Raw genomic sequence first — 17,450 nt, 5'->3', positions numbered from 1 at the left:
AGGGACGGGCATGGACCGCCTCACTGAAATGGAAGCCTTTGCCACAGTCGTGGACCAAGGTGGCTTTACAGACGCCGCAAAGAAGATGGGGATTTCAAAATCCGCCGTGTCCAAGCACGTGTCTTCGCTGGAGGCCCGTCTGGGTGCCCGCCTGTTGAACCGGACCACCCGCCGGGTCAGCCCGACCGAGATTGGCCTGGCCTATTATGACCGCGCCCGCCGCGTGTTGAACGATGCTGGCGAAGCGGATTCGCTGGTCACTTCGATGCAATCGGCGCCCTCGGGCCTCTTGCGGATTTCGGTGGCGACGGACTTTGGTGTGAACCACCTGTCGCCGCGCCTGTCCGAATTTCTTGAGGATTTCGAGGATATTACCGTCAACATGGTCCTCAACAACCGCTATGTCGAGCTGATCTCGGAAGGGTTTGACATGGCCGTGCGCATTGGGGAGTTGGAAGACAGCACCCTGCGTGCCCGCAAGCTGACCGAGACGACCAAGCGGATGATCGCCTCGCCCGAATATTTCGAGAAATACGGCCGTCCCGAAAAGATTGACGACCTGAACGAGCACAAGCTCTTGCATTATTCCAACCAGTCTTCGGGCAATGTGTGGAAGCTGACTGCCCCCTCAGGGGAAAAGCGTCAGGTGCGCACCGCCGGTTGGCTTTCGGTCAATGACGGGCAATCCTTGCTGAATGCGGCCATCTCGGGTCTGGGCATCGCCTACCTGCCCTCGTTCCTATACGGCGAGGCGATGGAAAAAGGTCTGGTGATGGACGCCATCCCCGACCTGCCGGTCGAGACCCAGGGCATTTATGCCGTCTACCCGCCGGGCCGGTTCACGCAGCCCAAGGTTCGCGCCTTCATTGATTTCCTCGTCCACGCCTTTGCCGACAAAGGCCCCTCGGACTGGTAACCCAACAACCATCCTCCCCTCGGTTGACCTGCCCCGGTGCGCATGCATCGGGGGTTCTTTTTGCAGAGCGTGACTTATGATGCGCGCTATGCATCGAATGTCTGGTTGGAGCCCTTTTTGCAAATTGCTGCGCAGCGCATGTATGTCCGCAAGTTACGCGCAAGCAAACTCTCGATTTACTTTTTGGTCTTGTGGCATGCGGACATTACTCCTTGGCGAGCTAGGAATTCATTGATGCCAGGTGAGCCACGAAGCTGGAAATTACACAGCGCCGATGATACTGGCTTTGAGGAAATGAAAGAGTTTTGATTGATGCATAGCGTTTTGAAGATTGTAGAATGAGATGGTTTGCCAAATGGCTGAAAGAGCACCCAGTCGTGGTGCTTATCGGTCTCTTGGGTGCTTTAATTGGTGGCGTCAGGTCAATACTCGGTGCCGTGACCTATATCTGTACTTTAGCGTCATTTTGCCAAGACGATTCTGCTCTGACTGTAAATCTTAATTTTGCTTCCTTTGACTATGATTTCAACTACATCAGCGCTACCAAGTTTTCGCAAAGCACGGAGATTAACGGCTCACTAAAAGTGAAAAATTTCGGTGAAACTAGCGCAAGAATACACGCTGTATTGCTTGAGAACACCGCTGTTGCGTCACAACTATATTCCGTCGAGGGCTGCGGTTGGGGAGAAATCGAGGTAACCGCAAGTACGGTGCCTGCAAATGGATTTGAAATAGAAATACCCACCAAGATTTTTTTTGGTCTCGACTATTCTCAGCAGATGTCCGGTTACGTCAGCTCTCATTCAGGCCAAATCGACTTGGGGATAAATGCTGAATATTTCGAAGAAATTATCAGAGATTCGATGAATATCCTTGTATTTTGGTCTGATCCCAACGGCTCTTTCTATACGAAAATCCAGAACGGTGATTACAAGAATTTTGTTGAGTACGACACTGGGATAGGAGATCGCGATATCTGCCGTGATCCTGTACTTAGGAGCGAGCTTGGTCTAACGACCAGCGAACGTAATGAATATCGTGCAGGGCTCAACCGCTCTTTCAGAATCGGTGATACTACAAGGTTCTCGGATTTACTTTTAGCGCAGTAGCAATTTCGCCCGAGTTTTTCGATCTGAATATGTCGGCCTGATGAGTTAGAACCGAGATCAAAAACGGCCGTTGGCGCAGCCGCAGCGAAAGCCCGCTTCGTCCCGCTTACCTGCTGCGCCCCTACTCCCCTTCGCCGACAACAATCACCTCGACCCGGCGGTTTGCTTCGCGACCCTCTGCGGTCAGGTTGGAGGCGCGGGGGGCGAGGTAGCCCATGCCTTCGGCCTCGACCCGCTCGGCTGAGACGCCGTAGTCGCTGATCAGCTTGTTGCGCACCGATTGCGCGCGGGCGCGGGAGACGGTGATGTTGGCCTCCAGCCCGCCGACCGTGTCGGTGTGCCCGACCACCGCCACCCGCAGCCCCGGGCGCGCGGCCATCAGGTCGGCCAGCGCGGACAGATCAGAAGAGGTTTGCCCGTCAAGCGATGTGGTCCCCACCGCAAATTCAATGTCATGCAGGACAACCGAGCCCTGTGCCAGAAGGCGGGCCGAGAGGCTGTCGGCGGCCTCTTGAGCGCGGGGCCGCGACACGGGTGGGGCGGGCAGTACGGGCGCCGGGGTCACCCCGCCCCCTGCGCGCACCACTTGCAGATAACCCGCGCTGCCCGCCGCACTGGCCAGCAGGGTAATCGCCTCGCCGCTGGTGGGGTGCAGACCCGTCACAAAGTGGAAGGCCCGGATGTTCACATACATGTTCGGCGCAGGCAGCACGTCGATGGCGAAGCGGAAATCATAACCGCCGCAACTGTTTTGGTTGCAATCGAGCACAAGGTCGAACCCTGCCGCCTCTACCTGCGTCCGTAGGGGGGCAAGCAATTGCAAAGGCGTGAGGCCCGGCGTGTTGATCCGGTAGGCGCGGCGGGTCACCGCCCCTTCGAACTGTCGCGTGGCCAGGCTTCCATCTGCAAAGGGGCCGACAGGAATGTCGATCTGGTCCAGCGTGCTGTCGCGCGACGCCGTGGCGGTGGCGGCGCGTGGAAGCTCAAGTTGCAGCGCATGGAGCGGCCACGCCGCCAGACAGAGCACAATCCAGAGCCCGCGCATGCCCATTCTTAGCGCGCCTGCCCGTGATATTCGGGGTTGGGTTGCATCGCTGTGGCACTGGCCACCCTGTTGGACATGTTGAAAAAGGCAGCCACGTTTATGACGTCCCAGATGTCGCGGTCACTCAGCCCGTGATCGCGCAGGGCCTGGCGGTCGGATTCTTCGATCGTGGCGGAGGCGAGCGTTATTTTCTCGGCCATCACCAGCATGGCCCTTTGCCTTTCGGTGACATTTGCCACCCGCCAGTTCATCACCAGTGCTTCGCCCAGGGCCGGGTCGCCTGACAGTTGCCGCACCGCCGCCCCATGCGCCGTCAGGCAATAAAAACAACGGTTTGTGGCGCTGACCACCACCGCGATCATCTCCCGCTCAAGCTTGGTCAGCCCGCTGTCGGCCAGCATCAGGTCATTGTAGAGCCCGGTGAAGGCATCCAGCTTGGCCACGTCAAAGGCGTGCGCCTTGAGCACGTTCGGCACCATCCCAAGTTTGTCCTGGCAGATGTCGAAATATTTCTGTGTCGCGTCGGGCAGCGGGTCGACCATGGGCAGGTCGAGGGCGGTGGGCTGATCTGTCATGTATCCTCCGGGTGTTGTCGGTAATGATAGCCGCAGAGTTTGCGAAAACCCAACCGTTGATAGAGCGCATTGGCCGGTTGATTGGCCTCGACGCAGAGGACGGCCATCCTGTCTGCCCCGTGGTTTTGCGCCCAGAACGCTGCCGCCCGCATGATCCATCCTGCCACGCCCTGGCGCCTTTGGTGTTCCAGCACCTCGACCGCGTGGACCATAGCGATGCCGTTGTGCACAGCGACGAATCCTGTGCCTGCGGGCTTTTCGTTCCACCGCGCTAGGATGCCGGTTTTGGTCTTGGCCCGCGCCATCACGTCCAGCCGTTCCGGACCGATACCGCCTTTGGCCCAGATCTCGGCCATGATGGCCAACGGCTCCCAAATGGCGAAGGCCGTGACGCGGGGGATGGGCTTGTCGGTAAGCGTTGCGGAGTCGGTGATGTAGCCATTGACCGGATCGACAATGGTATAGCCGCGCGCGTCGAGCAGCCTGTCGAGTGCCTTGTCCGTGTCGCGGATCATGAACAGAGGGCGCTGGCCAAAGCCCCGCATCCCATCCTCGGCCATCCCGATATCCGCGTCAGTCACCGGACGGGTGGCCGTCGCAGCACTCACCCGTTTGCCGCCCCCGGCCCCGTCGCGCAGCATCCAGGGCCCGATCCGATGAAGCGCGGCGGCAGGCCAAGTGCCGTCGATCGCATCATAGAAGGCGGCAGGTGTCGTCATGCGGGGAACTGCGCTTGGAGCGTTGCGAGGGCCGTCGCAATCTGGTCCGCGTCGGTGCCCCGGATCACGATATTGGAGCCGTATTTGCCGTCTTTCTGGAAGGGATAGGAGCCGATGCTGAGGTCCGGGTTTTCGGTGGCCAATATGCCAAGCGGGCCTGCGATGTCGCCCTCCCCCCGCTCGATCCGGAGGGTGGAGGACAAGAGCGGCGCGCCCCCGGTCAGTGTGGGCAGAACGCTGGCGACCATGGCGGTGAAAACCGAAGGCACCCCCGCCATCACATGCACATTTCCGATGCTGAACCCTGGTGCTGCAGAGACAGGATTGTCGATCAGGGTGGCCCCGTCCGGGATACGTGCCATGCGCAGGCGGGCCGCGTTCAGTTCAGAGCCGGATTTGGCGTAGTGTTCAGCGAGGATGGCACGGGCGTCGTCGCGCACGTCGATATGGGTGTCAAAGGCCGCCGCGATACAGTCGGCGGTGATGTCATCGTGGGTCGGCCCAATGCCGCCCGAGGTGAACACGTTGTCATAGGCCCCCGACAGCGCTTGGACGGCCGCAATGATTGCGTCGCGGTCATCGCTGACGACGCGCACCTCGCGCAGGTCAATGCCGGTTTCGGTCAATTGCCCGGCCAGATAATGCATATTGGCGTCGCGGGTGCGGCCCGACAGAATCTCGTCCCCGATCACGAGCATGGCGGCGGTGGGGTTGGGCATTGTCAGACCTCCTTGAGCAGTACCGTGCTTGGGTATAGGCCCGTGCCCATGCGCTTTCAAACCGAACTTGTCCCCGCCACGCTGATCCGACGCTATAAACGCTTTCTGGCTGATTGTACCCTGGCGGATGGGCGCGAAGTGGTGGCCCATTGCGCCAACCCCGGGTCGATGATGGGGCTGGCGGAGCCGGGCATGCGCATCTGGCTGGAGCCCAATGACGACCCCAGGAAAAAGCTGAAATTCGGTTGGCGGTTGGTGGAATTGGAGGACGGCTTTGTCGGGGTCGACACGTCGGTGCCCAACCGTGCGCTGCGGGCCGCGTTGGAGGCGCAAGCGGTGGCGGAGTTGGACGCCTATGACGAGGTCAAGCCGGAACAGAAATACGGCGAAGGCAGCCGTATTGATTTCCTGCTGCGCGGTGCGGGCCTGCCGGATGCCTATGTGGAGGTGAAATCGGTGACCTTATCACGCCAAACCGGTCTGGCCGAGTTTCCTGACAGCGTGACGGCGCGCGGTGCGAAACATCTGGACGAACTGGCCCGTATGGCGCATGCCGGGCACCGAGCAGTGATGCTTTATCTGGTGCAGCGAACCGATTGTGACCGCTTTACCTTGGCCCATGACATCGACCCCACCTATGCACAGGCGTTTCGTCGCGCGCGGGCCGCCGGGGTGGAAACCCTGTGCCTGGGCACCCATATCAGCCCTTCGGGTGTCGACGTTGCTACCCCGATATTGATCGAAATTGACGGCCCCTAGCCCTTTTTGCCGCAGTGCAGTAAAAAGGGCGCGAATTTGCCGATGGAGCAGACAGTGAACCATGAGACCCGCGGCCGCCTGACCAAGGACGGCATTCGCATTTATGATCAAGCCGACTTTGCCGGGATGCACGCGGCGGGGCGCCTTGCGGCCGAAATTCTGGACGCCATGGGTGCCCATGTCTTTGTCGGTCAGACCACGGGCGAGATTGACCGCATCATCACCGCGATGGTCGAAGAGGCGGGCGCAAAATCGGCTACAATTGGTTACAAGGGCTATAAGCACGCAAGCTGTATCAGCGTGAACCATGTGGTGTGTCACGGGATTCCCGGCGACAAGACATTGAAAGATGGCGATATTCTGAACATAGACGTGACTGTGATCGTCGATGGGTGGTTTGGCGACACGAGCCGGATGTATGTGGCGGGCAAACTGCCCCGCAAGGCCGAGCGCCTGATCGAGGTGACCCATGACGCATTGATGCGCGGCATCGAAGCCGTAAAACCGGGCAACACCTTTGGCGATATCGGCCACGCCATTCAGGCCTTTGTCGAAGGGCACCGGATGTCGGTTGTCCGCGATTTTTGTGGCCATGGGCTGGGCCGCGTTTTTCACGCGCCCCCCAATGTTCTGCATTACGGTCGTCCGGGGACGGGGGCCGTGTTGGAACCGGGCATGTTCTTTACCATTGAGCCGATGGTGAACCTGGGCCGCCCCGAGACCAAGACTTTGGCCGATGACTGGACGGCCGTAACCCGCGACAAATCCCTGTCAGCCCAATTCGAACATTCTGTGGGTGTGACAGAAGACGGCGTTGAAATCTTTACCCTGTCGCCCAATGGCACATTTCATCCCACATATGGCTGAGGGATGGCGGACGACACGTCCGCCTTACGGGGCAAGCGTGACCGCCACGCGTCAGTCATTGGGCGCGCGTTCGAGCAGCGTGACATGCGCCTCGCCGAATTTTCTCTGGTCTAGCGCTCGATAGCCCGGGGGTGCCACCATGACCGCGTTTTCTTCCCAGATCACTGTGGCCTCTGGCGCCAGCCACTCTTGGACTGCCGCCAGTGCCTGTTCCCCCATCCCTTTGCCGTAAGGCGGGTCGAGGAACACCAGATCATAGGCGGCGTCCGGGTTCGCGCCCAACCGTGTCGCATCGCTGCGCAGCAGTTTCGTCTTCGCCTTGGCGTTGAGCTTGGCAATGTTTTCTGCGATCAGCCGCTGCCCCGTCCGCCCGTTTTCGACAAAGGTTGCCACGGCCGCGCCACGCGACAGCGCCTCCAGCCCCAGCGCGCCCGTTCCTGCAAAGAGGTCAAGAACCCGCGCGCCGTCCAGCACCCCGCGATGGGTCAACATGGAAAACAGGCTTTCGCGCACCCGGTCCGGTGTGGGTCGCAGATGTGCGCCCGGATCGCCCTTGCCCAGCGTGGCCAGCCGTGTGCCCCGCCAGCGCCCTGCGATGATCCTCACTTGAGCAATGCCTTGAGGTCTGCATCCGCATCCGCGACCAGCGCGGGATCGGCCGTCTTGCCCGCCTCGATCAGCCGTTTGCCGATCATGTAGCCGCGCGGATCGTTGGCCGCGTCCACCGCAAGAAGCGTGTCGCCCTTGTAATACCAGAAGGATTTCGCTGCCCCGCCATCGCGCGTCACGACCCGGTCATAGCCGGTGTTAAGCCCCGCAATCTGCAATTTGACGTCATATTGATCGGACCAGAACCAGGGCTTGGCCACGTAATCGCGGCCCGCGCCCATGATGTTTTCGGCGACACATTCGGCCTGATCAATGGCGTTGGGCACACTTTCCAGCCGGATGCGCCCACCGCGATAGGGGAAGGACGCGCAATCGCCCGCCGCCCAGACTTGGGGAGCCGAGGTGCGGCCCTGCGCATCGGTTTTGATGCCGTTCTCGATCTCGATCCCGGCAGCCTCGGCCAGCTTGGTGCCGGGGGCGATGCCCACGCCCACAACCACGAAATCCACGTCGAGCGTGCTGCCATCCGACAGCTCAGCCGCTGTGACGGCGCTGTCGCCGGTCAGGCGTTGCAGGCCGACGCCCTCGCGAATATCGACCCCATGCGCGGCGTGCAGAGTGCGGAAGTAACCGCTTGTTTCGGGCGCGGCCACCCGTTGCAAAATGCGGTCCGCCATCTCGACCAAGGTCACGTGCAATCCCTGCTTGGCCGCGACCGACGCCGCCTCAAGCCCGATATAGCCGCCACCCACGATCAGAACCCGCGCGCCTTTGACAAAACGCGGCGCCATGGCGTCCACGTCCGACAGGTCGCGCACGCCGAACACGCCGTCCAAGTCGCCGCCAATCGCAGCAGGCAGACGGTGGGGGACGGAACCGGTGGCAAAGACCAGATCGTCATAGGCCAACACCTCGTCCCCCAGCGAAACGGTCTGTGCGGCGGTGTCCACGCCTGTGACCTCAGCACCAAGGCGCAGATCAATGTCATTCTCGGCGTAAAACGCCTCAGGTCGCAGGAACAGACGCTCCAGCGTCATGTCGCCCATCAGGTATGCCTTGGACAATGGCGGGCGCTGATATGGGGGCACCGGTTCGGCACCGATCAGGGTCACGCGCCCCTCAAACCCCGCATTGCGCAGCTTGGCCACGCAGGACGATCCGGCCTGACCGGCCCCAATTACAACCACATGGCTCATTTCTCGCCCTTTTCGCTCGCCCGATGCCGCTCATCAGCCTATATCGCACTCAAGTAACAACGCAATTCCAAGAAAGGCGACCCCATGGCGATTTCCCAAGGCGATACACTTCCCGATGCAACGCTGGTGCAGATGGGTGCGGATGGCCCCGCCCCCGTGCAGCTGTCGGACAAGACCAAAGGGCGCAAGGTTGTCATCTTTGCCGTGCCGGGGGCGTTCACGCCGACCTGCCATTCGGCCCATGTGCCCAGCTTTATCCGGACAAAGGACCAGTTCGACGCCAAGGGCGTGGACGAGATCATTTGCGTGTCGGTCAACGACCCTTTCGTGATGAAGGCGTGGGGCGAAGCGACGGGCGCCACAGAGGCCGGGATCACCATGCTGGGCGACGCGGAAAGCGCGTTTACGACGGCGATCGGTATGGATTTCTCTGCCCCGCCCGCGGGCCTGATGGCGCGGTCGAAACGCTATGCGATGCTGGTCGAGGATGGCAAAGTCACGCTGCTGCAGGAAGAAGAGAGCCCCGGGGTGTGCGAAGTATCAGGCGGCGAAGGGTTGCTCGCGTCGATGTAGGCGCCAAATCAAGAATGACTGAGTGCATTCCGTGTTGCTGTAACACGGAATGTACTCGAAAGGCTCCCGCATCGCGGGGGCCTTTTTCATTTGGATCAGTCCGCAGCCTGGACAATCGTACGGGTGGGGAACGGGATGTCGACGCCCGCATCGTCCAGCGCCTCTTTGACCTTGCGCTTGATGTCGGCCTGAAACTGGAAATATTCCGAACTGTCGCACCACGCCCGCACCAGAAAATCGACTGAACTGTCGCCCAGATTGTTCACCTGCACGAAGGGTTTCGGGTCGGCATGGGTGCGTTCGTCGGCCAGAACCGTCTCGCGGATTACATCCTCGGCCGCCTTCAGGTTCACGCCGTAGCCTACGCCAAAGGTCCAGTCGGCCCTGCGCGTCGGGTAGGACGAATAGTTCACGATCACGTTTCCCCAGACTTCGGAATTGGGGATGATGACTTGGACGTTGCCCACATCCGCAAGCTCGGTAAAGTTCAGCGTCACGTCCTTGACCGTACCCATCTTGCCCGCAACATCCACGAAATCGCCGATCTTGAGAGGTCGGAACAGGATCAGCATCACACCCGCCGCCACGTTGGACAGCGTCCCTTGCAGTGCCAGACCAATGGCCAGGCCCGCCGCACCCACGGCAGCCACCACCGACGTCGTTTGCACCCCGAACGTGTTCAAAACAATCATGCCGGTAAAGCCCAGCACCGTGTAGCGCACCAGCGAGCCCAGGAAATTAAAAAGCGTGTCGTCCAGATGCGCCGTTGCCTCACCGATGCGCCGCACGCGCCGACCCAACCAGGCGGCGATGATCCAGCCCAGAAACACGATGGTGATGGCGGCCAGAACCGACCCCAGGATACTGGCCAGAAATTCGACCGTCAGAAAGTCGCCAAGCGTTTGGCCCTGCCACACTTGTGTGGACAGCAGTTCGTTCACGTATTCCATGGTCTACCCTGCCAAACTGTCCATCTTGCGCGCCAGTTTGGCGTCCAGTGTGCTCAGCCCACCCACGTCATGGGTGGTGAGCGTCACCTCTACAGTCTTGTAAACATTGGACCATTCTGGGTGATGGTTCCACTTTTCGGCCCAGATCGCGACCCGCGCCATCCAGCCGAACGCATCCACGAAATCGGCAAACACGTAAGTCTTGTGGATCGCGTCCCGCCCTTCGATCAGGTCCCAGCCATTGGCCAACAGCGGGGCCAGCAAGGGCGCGCGTGTTTCGTCGCTTAATAATTCTGTCATCGCGTTTCCTTAGTCCTGTTCTTCGATCCGGGTCCGTTTGAAGGGCCCATAGTCCGTCAGAATTTCGATTTCTTCCTCTACCGCCGCCCGTTCGGCGTCAAGGTAACGGGCGATGGCATCGGCAAAGCCCGGATCACCCACCCAATGCAGGCTGTGGGTCTGTGTCGGCAGGTATCCCCGCGCCAGTTTGTGTTCGCCCTGTGCGCCTGCCTCGACCCGGGCCAGACCCCGCGCAATCGCAATGTCGATGGCCTGATAATAGCACAGCTCGAAGTGCAGGCAGGGGTGGTGTTCGTTGCAGCCCCAGTATCGTCCATAAAGCGTCTGCGCACCCACAAAGTTCAGCGCACCGGCCACATATCGCCCGTCCCGCTGCGCCAGAACGAGGGCCATGTCATCGCGCAACGTCTCTTGGGCAATGCGGAAAAACCGGCGCGTAAGGTAAGGCGTGCCCCATTTGCGCGCGCCTGTGTCCTGGTAAAATTCCCAAAACGCGTCCCAGTGTTCCGGTTGCAGGTCGTCGCCGGAAAATGTGTGGATGGTGCCGCCGAACTCCTGCGCCTGTTTGCGTTCCTTGCGGATGTTCTTGCGTTTACGGCTGCTGAGCGTGGCCAGAAAATCGGCAAAGCTGCCGTAGCCGTCGTTCAGCCAATGAAATTGCTGCGTCATGCGGGGCATCAGGCCCAGTTCGGTGCCCAGGTCTTTTTCGTCTTCGGTGCAGAACGTCACGTGCAGGGAACTCAGGTCGTTGTTCTTAGCCAGTTGCACCGCGCCTTGCACCAGAGCCGAAAACCCGGCCTCTGGAAAATCGGGGTGCGTCAAAAAGCGTCGGCCCGTGGCGGGCGTATGCGGCACCGCCATCTGCAATTTAGGGTAATACCGCCCCCCAGCTCGCTCGAACGCGTGCGCCCAATTGTGGTCAAAGATGTATTCGCCCTGGCTGTGCCCCTTGGCGTACATCGGTGCCACACCGATGGTCTGACCTGCCAAGGTCGCCTGCAAATATTGCGGCTGCCAGCCGGTGCCGGGGCCAACCGAATTGCTGTCTTCCAACGCCTTGAGAAACCGGTGCGTGGTAAAGGGATCGTTGGGGCGTGCGCCCTCTGCCGCTTCGGGGCAGGCGCAGGCATCCCAAGTGGCTGCATCAATCTGGGACAGACTGGGCAGCACACGAATTTCGATCTCTTGCTCGGACACGGGCCGCAATACCTCTTGGTGGAGTGCTTAATGTGTGGCGGGTTGGCGTCGGATCAACCGGGCAAGGCGGCCAGATACCCTTCAAAGGTCACATTTTGCGCGACCTTGCGCGCCTCTGCCTCGGCCTTGGGGGACCGGATCGTCCAGCACAGGATATTTGCGCCCGCCCGTTTAAGCTCCGCAACGCGCGGGCGCGACAAATCGGCGGCCTCGTGACTGATAAAGGACGCGCCGACCCGATCGAAATCGGGGATCGCGCGCAACCGGTCACAGGTGGCCTGCGGCAGGGGCCAATCGGCCTTGGCATAGCTGCTGGTAACAAGGCCTCGGGGGATGTGGGGCATGAGATCCGCCATGCGCGCGACCGAATGCGGGTTAAAAGACATGACGGCAACCGGCCCTTGATATGTGGCAAGTGCCGCGGCGGTGGCCACCTCAAGCGGGCCGATGTTTTCGCCCATGCCGCCATCCTGATCCTTGATCTCGATCAGCAGGGGCACCTGGCCCGCGACCTGCGCAAGCACCTCCTCCAGGGTCGGTATCCCCTCGGCCCCACCCAAGAGCGGCGTATGCGTGAGTGTTGTTGCTGGGACCGCCCGCACCGGCCCTTTGGCCGCAGCCAGCCTGTCGAGCGCGTAGTCGTGAAAGACCATGGGCTGGTCATCGGCGCTAAGCTGCACGTCAATCTCGATGCCATAGCCATGCGCGATGGCGGCGGCGATGGCCGCGCGGCTGTTTTCCGGGCGGCCATCCGTCATATCATGCAAGGCACGGTGCGCCAGAGGCGCGCCCAGAAAGGCATCGTCGAGGCGGGGGGTCATTTGATTTGAAAGATGCCTTCGATCTCGACCGACACACCCAGTGGCAACGACGCCGCAGAGATCGCAGAGCGGCTGTGACGGCCCGCATCGCCCAGTGCCTCGACAAGGAAGTCGGACGCCCCGTTGATGACCTTGGGTTGGTCGGTGAAATCGGCGGTGGAATTGACGAAACCCGTCAGCTTGATGACCCGCACCAGCCGTTCGATATCGCCCCCACAGGCTGCTTTGACCTGAGCCAGCAGGCTAATGGCACAGGTCCGCGCGGCGGCGGCACCGGCCGCAACGTCCATCTCGGCACCCAGCTTGCCCGTGATCAGGCCATCGGGCCCGTTTGATATCTGGCCCGAAACATAGACGATATCGCCCACTTGGACGAAAGGCACGTAATTGGCGGCAGGGGCCGGGGCGTCGGGCAATGTGACGCCCAGTTCGGCGAGGCGGGCAGAGATACTCATGGCAGCGTCCTTTCGGGGATTGTGGTTGCGCGGACGCTAGCCCGCGCGGACGGGCATTGAAAAGCCCCAGAACACGAAACGGTCAGGATTCGCGGAAGGCCCGGTTGAAATAGTCGGCCATCGGCTTGACCAGATAGGCCAGAGGCGAGCGATCCGCCGTCTTGATAAACGCCTCGACCGGCATGCCGGGGATCAGGATTTGCCCCTCGGCCAGCTTTTCCTGCTCGCCGGGGTTCAGCACGATCTCGGCCCGGTAATAACTGGCCCCGACATTCTCGTCCTCGAACGCGTCGGCAGAGACCAGCGCCACCTTGCCCACCAGTTCGGGGGTGGTGCGTTGATCGAGCGCGGAAAAGCGCAAATTCACCTCCTGGCCGGTGACAATCTGGTCGATGTGGATCGGGTCGACGCGTGCGGCGATCACAAGCGGGCGATCCTGGGGGATCAGAAACAGCACCGGATCGGCGGCCCGCACGACCGAGCGCAGCGTGCGCACCCGCATCCCATAGACGATACCCGACACTGGCGCACGGATTTCCATCAGGTCAATCTCGGACAGCAGGGCGAGGCGCTGTTCCACCAGTTCGGATTCACGCGACCGCAGGTCCCTCAGGCGAGTGATTGCCTCTTCGCGGCGCTGGGTGATGAGGCGGAGCGATTCGATCTCGATCTCGGTGATCCGTTGTTCGGCCTGCGCCTTGGAGGCGGCCAGTTCGCCCAGGCGCCCGTCAAGCGATGCGGATTCCCGTTGCAGCGCCAAGACCCCGGCGGCAGGGGCCAAGCCGCGTTCAAACAAGCTTTGCTGCACTTCCAGCTCTTGCTGGATCAGTTCAAGCTGTCGGCCCAGCGAGGTTTCCTGAGCGGTGATGCCCACGATCTGATTGCGGGTCTGGTCGGCGCGTTTTTCAAGCTGTTCGGTCTGGCTGGCGATGGAGGCGGCGCGCGCCAGAAACAGGTTGGTCTGACCATTGATCAGTTCGCGCACATCGGGGCGGTTTTCCTGGGCGGCCAGCAACTCGGTGTCATAGGTGATCTGGTCCAGCTCATCCCGTTCGGCGGACAGCCGCCCGCGCCGGGCCATCAACTCGTAAAGCTGGCTTTCGATGATCGCGAGGCTGGATTTCATCTGTTTGACGTCCAGCTGGATCAGCAGATCGCCTGCATTGACCGCGTCGCCTTCCTTGACTTCGATCCGGTCGACGACACCGCCCACCGGGTGTTGAACGATCTGCCGGTTCTGATCGACCTCGATCCGGCCCGAGGCGATGATGGCCCCCGCAATCTCGGTTTGGGTCGCCCAGATGGCAAAGCCGCCCAAGAGCCCAAAGAGCCCAAAGCAGCCGAAAAGCACAGCGCCCCGCGCGGACCATGTATTGTCGCTCATGTCACACCTCCGGCACCTGCGGGGGCGCGCTGGATCTGTTCGTGGTTCTTGACCATGGATTTGAGGACCTCGTCCTTGGGCCCGAAGGCCGTGCGCGTGCCATTGTCGATGACCAGCAGCAGGTCGCATTCCTGAATGGCGGCGGGTCGGTGCGCCATGATGATCACTGATTGCTGGTTGGCTTTCATCGCGCGAATGGCCGCATTCAGCGCCTGCGTGCCCTCATTATCGAGGTTCGAGTTCGGTTCATCCAACACCAAAAGCACCGGTTCATCATAAAGCGCGCGGGCGAGGCCGATCCGCTGGATCTGTCCCCCGGAAAGCCGCTGTTGGCTGGAGTTGATCCGGGTGTCATAGCCTTCGGGCAGTTCCAGGATCATCTTGTGGGCGTCGGCCTTTTGCGCGGCAGCTACCACCTTTTGACTGTCCGGCTGCGTGGACAGGCGGGCGATGTTTTCCGCGATGGTGCCGTCAAAAAGCTGCACCCGCTGGGGCAAGTAGCCGATGTGCTGGCCCAGAACAGCGGGCTCGTATTGATCAAGTGCCGCGGAATCGAGCCGGATCGAACCGCCCGCGGGCCGCCACACACCGGTCAAGCACCGCGCCAGCGTGGATTTGCCCGCCCCCGAGGGGCCGATCACGCCCATGGCGTGGCCCGGTGGCAGGTCAAAATTCAGGCTGCGCAGGGCGGCGGTCTTGTCCCCCGGTGGCACCACCGTCAGGGCCTTGGCCACCAGCCTTGCTTTGGGTTTGGGCAGGGCCGTGCGCTCCGCCTCTGGCGGGACTGCGCCGAGAAGTTCCGACAGCGCGTCCCAACCCTTGGTCGCGCGTTGCACCATGGGCCATTGCGTCAACATGGTTTCGATCGGGGCCAGTGCGCGGCCCAGCAGGATGGAGCCTGCGATCATCGCACCGGGCGTCATTTCGTTTTGCAGCACCAGGTAGGCCCCAAGGCCCAGCATCGCGCTTTGCAAGAAGAGACGCAGCGTCTTGGTCAGTGAGGTAAAGCCGCCGCCGACATCCGTGGCCTGGATTTGCGCGCTCAGCGCCTCGCCGCGCGCCTGTTGCCAGCGGTTGAAGGCCGCGTCGCGCATGCCCATGGCCTGCACCATCTCGGCCTCGATCCGCAACTGATCCGACATGGCACCGGCCACCTGACCCGCCTGCCCCGCCTTGAGTTGTGGCCTGCGCGACAGAACCTGGTTCACCAGAGCAATGACGATCAAAAGCGCGCCGCCAGCCACGGCCAGCCAGCCAAGCAGCGGGTGGAAGAGGAAGATGCCCGCGATAAAGATGGGCGTCCACGGCAGGTCGAAGAATGCAAGCAGTACCGGTGAGGTCAAAAACCGCTGGATGCTTTCCAGATCGGCCAGACCCGATTGCGTGCGCATATCGGGGGCCACCGCAGATTTTCGCACAACGGCGTCAAACACGCGGCGGTCAAGCCGGGCCTGAAACCGGGCGCCAACACGGGCCATGATCCGGCCGCGCGCGTAATCGAGGATGCCCATCACGCCGTAAAGGAACAGCACCAAAAGCGACAGGGCGATCAGGGTTTCTTCACTCCGGCTGCCCAGGACGCGGTCATAGACCTGAAGCATATAGATCGGGCCGGTCAGCATCAGCAGGTTGGCAAAGAGGCTGAACAATCCAACCGCCCAATAGAGCCCACGGCTTTGGGCCCGCGCGGTTCGCAATTCGGCCCGACCCATCTGTGTCATCTTGTCTTGCATGGGCACCTTTTCGCCTGCTGGCTGCTCAGCTTTTGTTTGAGCCTACCTTTGGCCCTATTTTCCTGTCACGCAAGTGCCACAAACGTATCAAATGATGTCAAAAGACTATGGGCATTTCGCGCTGACACATTAGGTACGTCATACGAATATTAACCGGAGATTTCCATTGGCACTTTTTTACCGGGCCACACGCATCATTTCCGCGACACTGCTGGCCCTCTCGGTTGCAGCGTGCAGCGCACCTGACGACGTTGCCGTGACGCAAGATGGAATTTACGACCCCTATGAGACGCAGAACCGGAAGGTACATGCGTTCAACCTTGGGCTGGACCGCGCCATCGTGCGCCCGGCCTCTGTCGGCTATTCCACGATCCTGCCTGACGATGTGGAAGACAGCGTGTCCCACTTTGCTCGCAATCTTGGCCAACCTTCGGTCGTGGTGAACAGTCTGTTGCAGGGGGACTTGCGCGGTGCAGGCCTGTCGACGGCGCGTTTTGTCACCAACTCCACCCTGGGTATCTTTGGCCTCTTTGATGTGGCCAGCGATTTTGACGTACCCGATCATGACACCGACTTTGGCCAGACATTGCAGGTCTGGGGTGTGGGCGAAGGCGCCTTTATTACCCTGCCCGTGCTTGGCCCATCGACACAGCGGGACACGGCTGGCAAGGTTGTGGACCTGTTTACCAACCCGCTTAGCTATGCGGTCGACAGCCCCGAGGCCTATTACGGCACCGCGGCCAGCGTCGCCTCTGGCCTGAGTACGCGCGGCCGGTTCTCGGACACGGTTGACGCGATCCTGTATGAGAGCGCCGACAGCTATGCGCAGGCCAGGTTGATCTACCTGCAAAATCGGCGGTTTGAATTGGGCGATCAGGAATCTAGTATCGAGATCGACCCGTTTGCACTGGACACAGAAGGATTTTGATCATGGATCGTCGTTCTATCATCGCCGGCATCGGCGCATCTGCCGCTCTGCTGCCTGCCTTTCCGGCCCTTGCCATCACCGAAGCGGGCGCTGAGCGCCTTGTCAACGCGCTGGTCAGCGACATCAATGGCGTCATTGCCTCGGGCAAGAGCCAGAACGCGATGTTCCGCGACTTTGAGCGCATCTTTGCGAAATACAGCGACACCTCCTATATCTCGGCCTATGCGATGGGTGTTGACGGGCGGCGTGCCACGTCGGGCCAAAAGCGCGCCTTTTCCAAGGCGTTCCAGGGCTATATCGCCCGCAAATATGGCCAGCGTTTCCGTGAATTCATCGGTGGGCGGCTTGAGGTCAAAGGCGTGAAACCCGTCAAGAACTGGTATGAAGTCACGACAACCGCCTTTTTGCGCAACGAAGCCCCCTTTACCGTGACCTTTCAGGTGTCGGACAGGGCGGGCAAGGACCTGTTTTTCAACATGTTCATCGAAGGGGTGAACCTGCTGTTGACCGAACGGACCGAAGTGGGCGCATTGATCGACCGCAATGGCGGCGACATCGACGCCATGATCGCGGACCTCAGCAAGGCGGGTTGACC

21 protein-coding genes are annotated in these 17,450 nt (G+C 61.0%); 8 read left to right on the top strand and 13 right to left on the bottom strand.

Annotated features, from left to right (window positions below; translation table 11 throughout):
• Positions 1-10: 10 nt before the first annotated feature.
• Genes Q1A44_RS04545 through Q1A44_RS04535 form a run of 3 tightly spaced genes read left to right on the top strand, consistent with a single transcriptional unit; the run spans position 11 to position 2,025 of the window.
• Positions 11-916 (top strand): LysR family transcriptional regulator, encoded by a 906-nt coding sequence (locus Q1A44_RS04545; RefSeq protein ID WP_299620317.1) that lies wholly within the window; start codon positions 11-13, stop codon positions 914-916.
• 42 nt (positions 917-958) lie between these two features.
• On the top strand, positions 959-1,225 hold the full coding sequence (locus Q1A44_RS04540; RefSeq protein ID WP_299620314.1) for a hypothetical protein: 267 nt from the start codon (positions 959-961) through the stop codon (positions 1,223-1,225).
• 29 nt (positions 1,226-1,254) lie between these two features.
• The gene (locus tag Q1A44_RS04535) at positions 1,255-2,025 is read left to right on the top strand and encodes a hypothetical protein (RefSeq protein ID WP_299620311.1); all 771 of its coding nucleotides are present in this window, start codon (positions 1,255-1,257) and stop codon (positions 2,023-2,025) included.
• 121 nt (positions 2,026-2,146) lie between these two features.
• Here the strand turns inward: Q1A44_RS04535 and Q1A44_RS04530 are convergent, their stop codons facing one another.
• From Q1A44_RS04530 to Q1A44_RS04515, 4 genes are read right to left on the bottom strand one after another with little or no spacing between them, the layout of a single operon-like run.
• A complete protein-coding gene (locus Q1A44_RS04530) occupies positions 2,147-3,076 on the bottom strand; it encodes an OmpA family protein (RefSeq protein ID WP_299620308.1) in 930 nt (309 codons plus the stop codon).
• Between the two features lie 2 nt (positions 3,077-3,078).
• Positions 3,079-3,645 carry a peroxidase-related enzyme gene (locus Q1A44_RS04525; RefSeq protein ID WP_299620305.1) on the bottom strand — a complete coding sequence of 189 codons (567 nt, stop codon included), beginning with the start codon at positions 3,643-3,645 and terminating at the stop codon, positions 3,079-3,081.
• The gene (locus Q1A44_RS04520; RefSeq protein ID WP_299620302.1) at positions 3,642-4,364 is read right to left on the bottom strand and encodes a GNAT family N-acetyltransferase; all 723 of its coding nucleotides are present in this window, start codon (positions 4,362-4,364) and stop codon (positions 3,642-3,644) included. Before Q1A44_RS04520 ends, Q1A44_RS04525 begins: the two co-directional genes overlap by 4 nt.
• Positions 4,361-5,083 carry a molybdopterin-binding protein gene (locus tag Q1A44_RS04515; protein ID WP_299620299.1) on the bottom strand — a complete coding sequence of 241 codons (723 nt, stop codon included), beginning with the start codon at positions 5,081-5,083 and terminating at the stop codon, positions 4,361-4,363. The genes Q1A44_RS04520 and Q1A44_RS04515 overlap by 4 nt, the downstream gene beginning before the upstream one ends.
• A 48-nt stretch (positions 5,084-5,131) precedes the next feature.
• On the opposite strand from Q1A44_RS04515, the gene sfsA reads away from it, so the two are divergent.
• Both sfsA and map read left to right on the top strand, forming a co-directional pair.
• Positions 5,132-5,842, top strand: coding sequence for a DNA/RNA nuclease SfsA (gene sfsA / locus Q1A44_RS04510; RefSeq protein ID WP_299620296.1), 711 nt, complete (start codon positions 5,132-5,134; stop codon positions 5,840-5,842).
• A 54-nt stretch (positions 5,843-5,896) separates the two neighbouring features.
• Complete coding sequence (gene map, locus Q1A44_RS04505; protein ID WP_299620293.1) at positions 5,897-6,709, top strand: type I methionyl aminopeptidase; 813 nt, start codon at positions 5,897-5,899, stop codon at positions 6,707-6,709.
• 51 nt (positions 6,710-6,760) lie between these two features.
• Here map and rsmD read toward each other — a convergent pair whose 3' ends face one another.
• Together rsmD and Q1A44_RS04495 are read right to left on the bottom strand one after the other, a co-directional pair.
• Positions 6,761-7,315, bottom strand: a complete 555-nt coding sequence (rsmD, locus tag Q1A44_RS04500) for a 16S rRNA (guanine(966)-N(2))-methyltransferase RsmD (RefSeq protein WP_299620290.1) — start codon at positions 7,313-7,315, stop codon at positions 6,761-6,763.
• Complete coding sequence (locus tag Q1A44_RS04495; protein WP_299620287.1) at positions 7,312-8,514, bottom strand: FAD/NAD(P)-binding oxidoreductase; 1,203 nt, start codon at positions 8,512-8,514, stop codon at positions 7,312-7,314. Before Q1A44_RS04495 ends, rsmD begins: the two co-directional genes overlap by 4 nt.
• An 84-nt stretch (positions 8,515-8,598) precedes the next feature.
• On the opposite strand from Q1A44_RS04495, the gene Q1A44_RS04490 reads away from it, so the two are divergent.
• Positions 8,599-9,087: a peroxiredoxin gene (locus Q1A44_RS04490; RefSeq protein ID WP_299620284.1), complete on the top strand. Its 489-nt coding sequence runs from the start codon at positions 8,599-8,601 to the stop codon at positions 9,085-9,087.
• A 95-nt stretch (positions 9,088-9,182) separates the two neighbouring features.
• Here the strand turns inward: Q1A44_RS04490 and Q1A44_RS04485 are convergent, their stop codons facing one another.
• The 7 genes from Q1A44_RS04485 to Q1A44_RS04455 all read right to left on the bottom strand — a co-directional run bounded on the left by Q1A44_RS04485 (position 9,183) and on the right by Q1A44_RS04455 (position 15,927).
• Positions 9,183-10,037, bottom strand: coding sequence for a mechanosensitive ion channel domain-containing protein (locus tag Q1A44_RS04485; RefSeq protein WP_299620281.1), 855 nt, complete (start codon positions 10,035-10,037; stop codon positions 9,183-9,185).
• A 3-nt stretch (positions 10,038-10,040) separates the two neighbouring features.
• Entirely contained in the window at positions 10,041-10,337 is a 297-nt protein-coding gene (locus Q1A44_RS04480) for a 4a-hydroxytetrahydrobiopterin dehydratase (RefSeq protein WP_299620278.1), read from the bottom strand.
• A gap of 9 nt (positions 10,338-10,346) precedes the next feature.
• On the bottom strand, positions 10,347-11,534 hold the full coding sequence (locus tag Q1A44_RS04475; RefSeq protein ID WP_299620273.1) for a GNAT family N-acetyltransferase: 1,188 nt from the start codon (positions 11,532-11,534) through the stop codon (positions 10,347-10,349).
• Between the two features lie 53 nt (positions 11,535-11,587).
• Positions 11,588-12,355, bottom strand: a complete 768-nt coding sequence (locus Q1A44_RS04470; RefSeq protein WP_299620270.1) for a glycerophosphodiester phosphodiesterase family protein — start codon at positions 12,353-12,355, stop codon at positions 11,588-11,590.
• Positions 12,352-12,810, bottom strand: coding sequence for a RidA family protein (locus tag Q1A44_RS04465; RefSeq protein WP_299620267.1), 459 nt, complete (start codon positions 12,808-12,810; stop codon positions 12,352-12,354). Before Q1A44_RS04465 ends, Q1A44_RS04470 begins: the two co-directional genes overlap by 4 nt.
• 82 nt (positions 12,811-12,892) lie before the next feature.
• Positions 12,893-14,194 carry an HlyD family type I secretion periplasmic adaptor subunit gene (locus Q1A44_RS04460; RefSeq protein WP_299620264.1) on the bottom strand — a complete coding sequence of 434 codons (1,302 nt, stop codon included), beginning with the start codon at positions 14,192-14,194 and terminating at the stop codon, positions 12,893-12,895.
• The gene (locus tag Q1A44_RS04455) at positions 14,191-15,927 is read right to left on the bottom strand and encodes a type I secretion system permease/ATPase (RefSeq protein WP_299620261.1); all 1,737 of its coding nucleotides are present in this window, start codon (positions 15,925-15,927) and stop codon (positions 14,191-14,193) included. Before Q1A44_RS04455 ends, Q1A44_RS04460 begins: the two co-directional genes overlap by 4 nt.
• 166 nt (positions 15,928-16,093) lie before the next feature.
• On the opposite strand from Q1A44_RS04455, the gene Q1A44_RS04450 reads away from it, so the two are divergent.
• A complete protein-coding gene (locus tag Q1A44_RS04450) occupies positions 16,094-16,855 on the top strand; it encodes a VacJ family lipoprotein (protein ID WP_299620258.1) in 762 nt (253 codons plus the stop codon).
• Positions 16,856-16,857: 2 nt separating this feature from the next.
• Positions 16,858-17,448, top strand: coding sequence for a phospholipid-binding protein MlaC (locus Q1A44_RS04445; protein WP_299620255.1), 591 nt, complete (start codon positions 16,858-16,860; stop codon positions 17,446-17,448).
• The last annotated feature ends 2 nt before the right edge of the window (positions 17,449-17,450 follow it).

The sequence above is a fragment of the uncultured Tateyamaria sp. genome (assembly GCF_947503705.1).
GTDB lineage: Bacteria > Pseudomonadota > Alphaproteobacteria > Rhodobacterales > Rhodobacteraceae > Tateyamaria.
The sequence above is the reverse complement of the archived record's forward strand: the minus strand, read 5'-3'. Positions and strand labels throughout refer to the sequence as shown.

Excerpts from the sequence above, each read along its gene's own strand:
- Q1A44_RS04545 (WP_299620317.1), top strand. The coding sequence starts at position 11 with ATGGACCGCCTCACTGAAATGGAAGCCTTTGCCACAGTCGTGGACCAA.
- Q1A44_RS04540 (WP_299620314.1), top strand. The coding sequence starts at position 959 with ATGCATCGGGGGTTCTTTTTGCAGAGCGTGACTTATGATGCGCGCTAT.
- Q1A44_RS04535 (WP_299620311.1), top strand. The coding sequence starts at position 1,255 with ATGAGATGGTTTGCCAAATGGCTGAAAGAGCACCCAGTCGTGGTGCTT.
- Q1A44_RS04530 (WP_299620308.1), bottom strand. The coding sequence starts at position 3,076 with ATGGGCATGCGCGGGCTCTGGATTGTGCTCTGTCTGGCGGCGTGGCCG.
- Q1A44_RS04525 (WP_299620305.1), bottom strand. The coding sequence starts at position 3,645 with ATGACAGATCAGCCCACCGCCCTCGACCTGCCCATGGTCGACCCGCTG.
- Q1A44_RS04520 (WP_299620302.1), bottom strand. The coding sequence starts at position 4,364 with ATGACGACACCTGCCGCCTTCTATGATGCGATCGACGGCACTTGGCCT.
- Q1A44_RS04515 (WP_299620299.1), bottom strand. The coding sequence starts at position 5,083 with ATGCCCAACCCCACCGCCGCCATGCTCGTGATCGGGGACGAGATTCTG.
- sfsA (WP_299620296.1), top strand. The coding sequence starts at position 5,132 with ATGCGCTTTCAAACCGAACTTGTCCCCGCCACGCTGATCCGACGCTAT.
- Q1A44_RS04495 (WP_299620287.1), bottom strand. The coding sequence starts at position 8,514 with ATGAGCCATGTGGTTGTAATTGGGGCCGGTCAGGCCGGATCGTCCTGC.
- Q1A44_RS04490 (WP_299620284.1), top strand. The coding sequence starts at position 8,599 with ATGGCGATTTCCCAAGGCGATACACTTCCCGATGCAACGCTGGTGCAG.
- Q1A44_RS04485 (WP_299620281.1), bottom strand. The coding sequence starts at position 10,037 with ATGGAATACGTGAACGAACTGCTGTCCACACAAGTGTGGCAGGGCCAA.
- Q1A44_RS04480 (WP_299620278.1), bottom strand. The coding sequence starts at position 10,337 with ATGACAGAATTATTAAGCGACGAAACACGCGCGCCCTTGCTGGCCCCG.
- Q1A44_RS04470 (WP_299620270.1), bottom strand. The coding sequence starts at position 12,355 with ATGACCCCCCGCCTCGACGATGCCTTTCTGGGCGCGCCTCTGGCGCAC.
- Q1A44_RS04465 (WP_299620267.1), bottom strand. The coding sequence starts at position 12,810 with ATGAGTATCTCTGCCCGCCTCGCCGAACTGGGCGTCACATTGCCCGAC.
- Q1A44_RS04460 (WP_299620264.1), bottom strand. The coding sequence starts at position 14,194 with ATGAGCGACAATACATGGTCCGCGCGGGGCGCTGTGCTTTTCGGCTGC.
- Q1A44_RS04455 (WP_299620261.1), bottom strand. The coding sequence starts at position 15,927 with ATGCAAGACAAGATGACACAGATGGGTCGGGCCGAATTGCGAACCGCG.
- Q1A44_RS04445 (WP_299620255.1), top strand. The coding sequence starts at position 16,858 with ATGGATCGTCGTTCTATCATCGCCGGCATCGGCGCATCTGCCGCTCTG.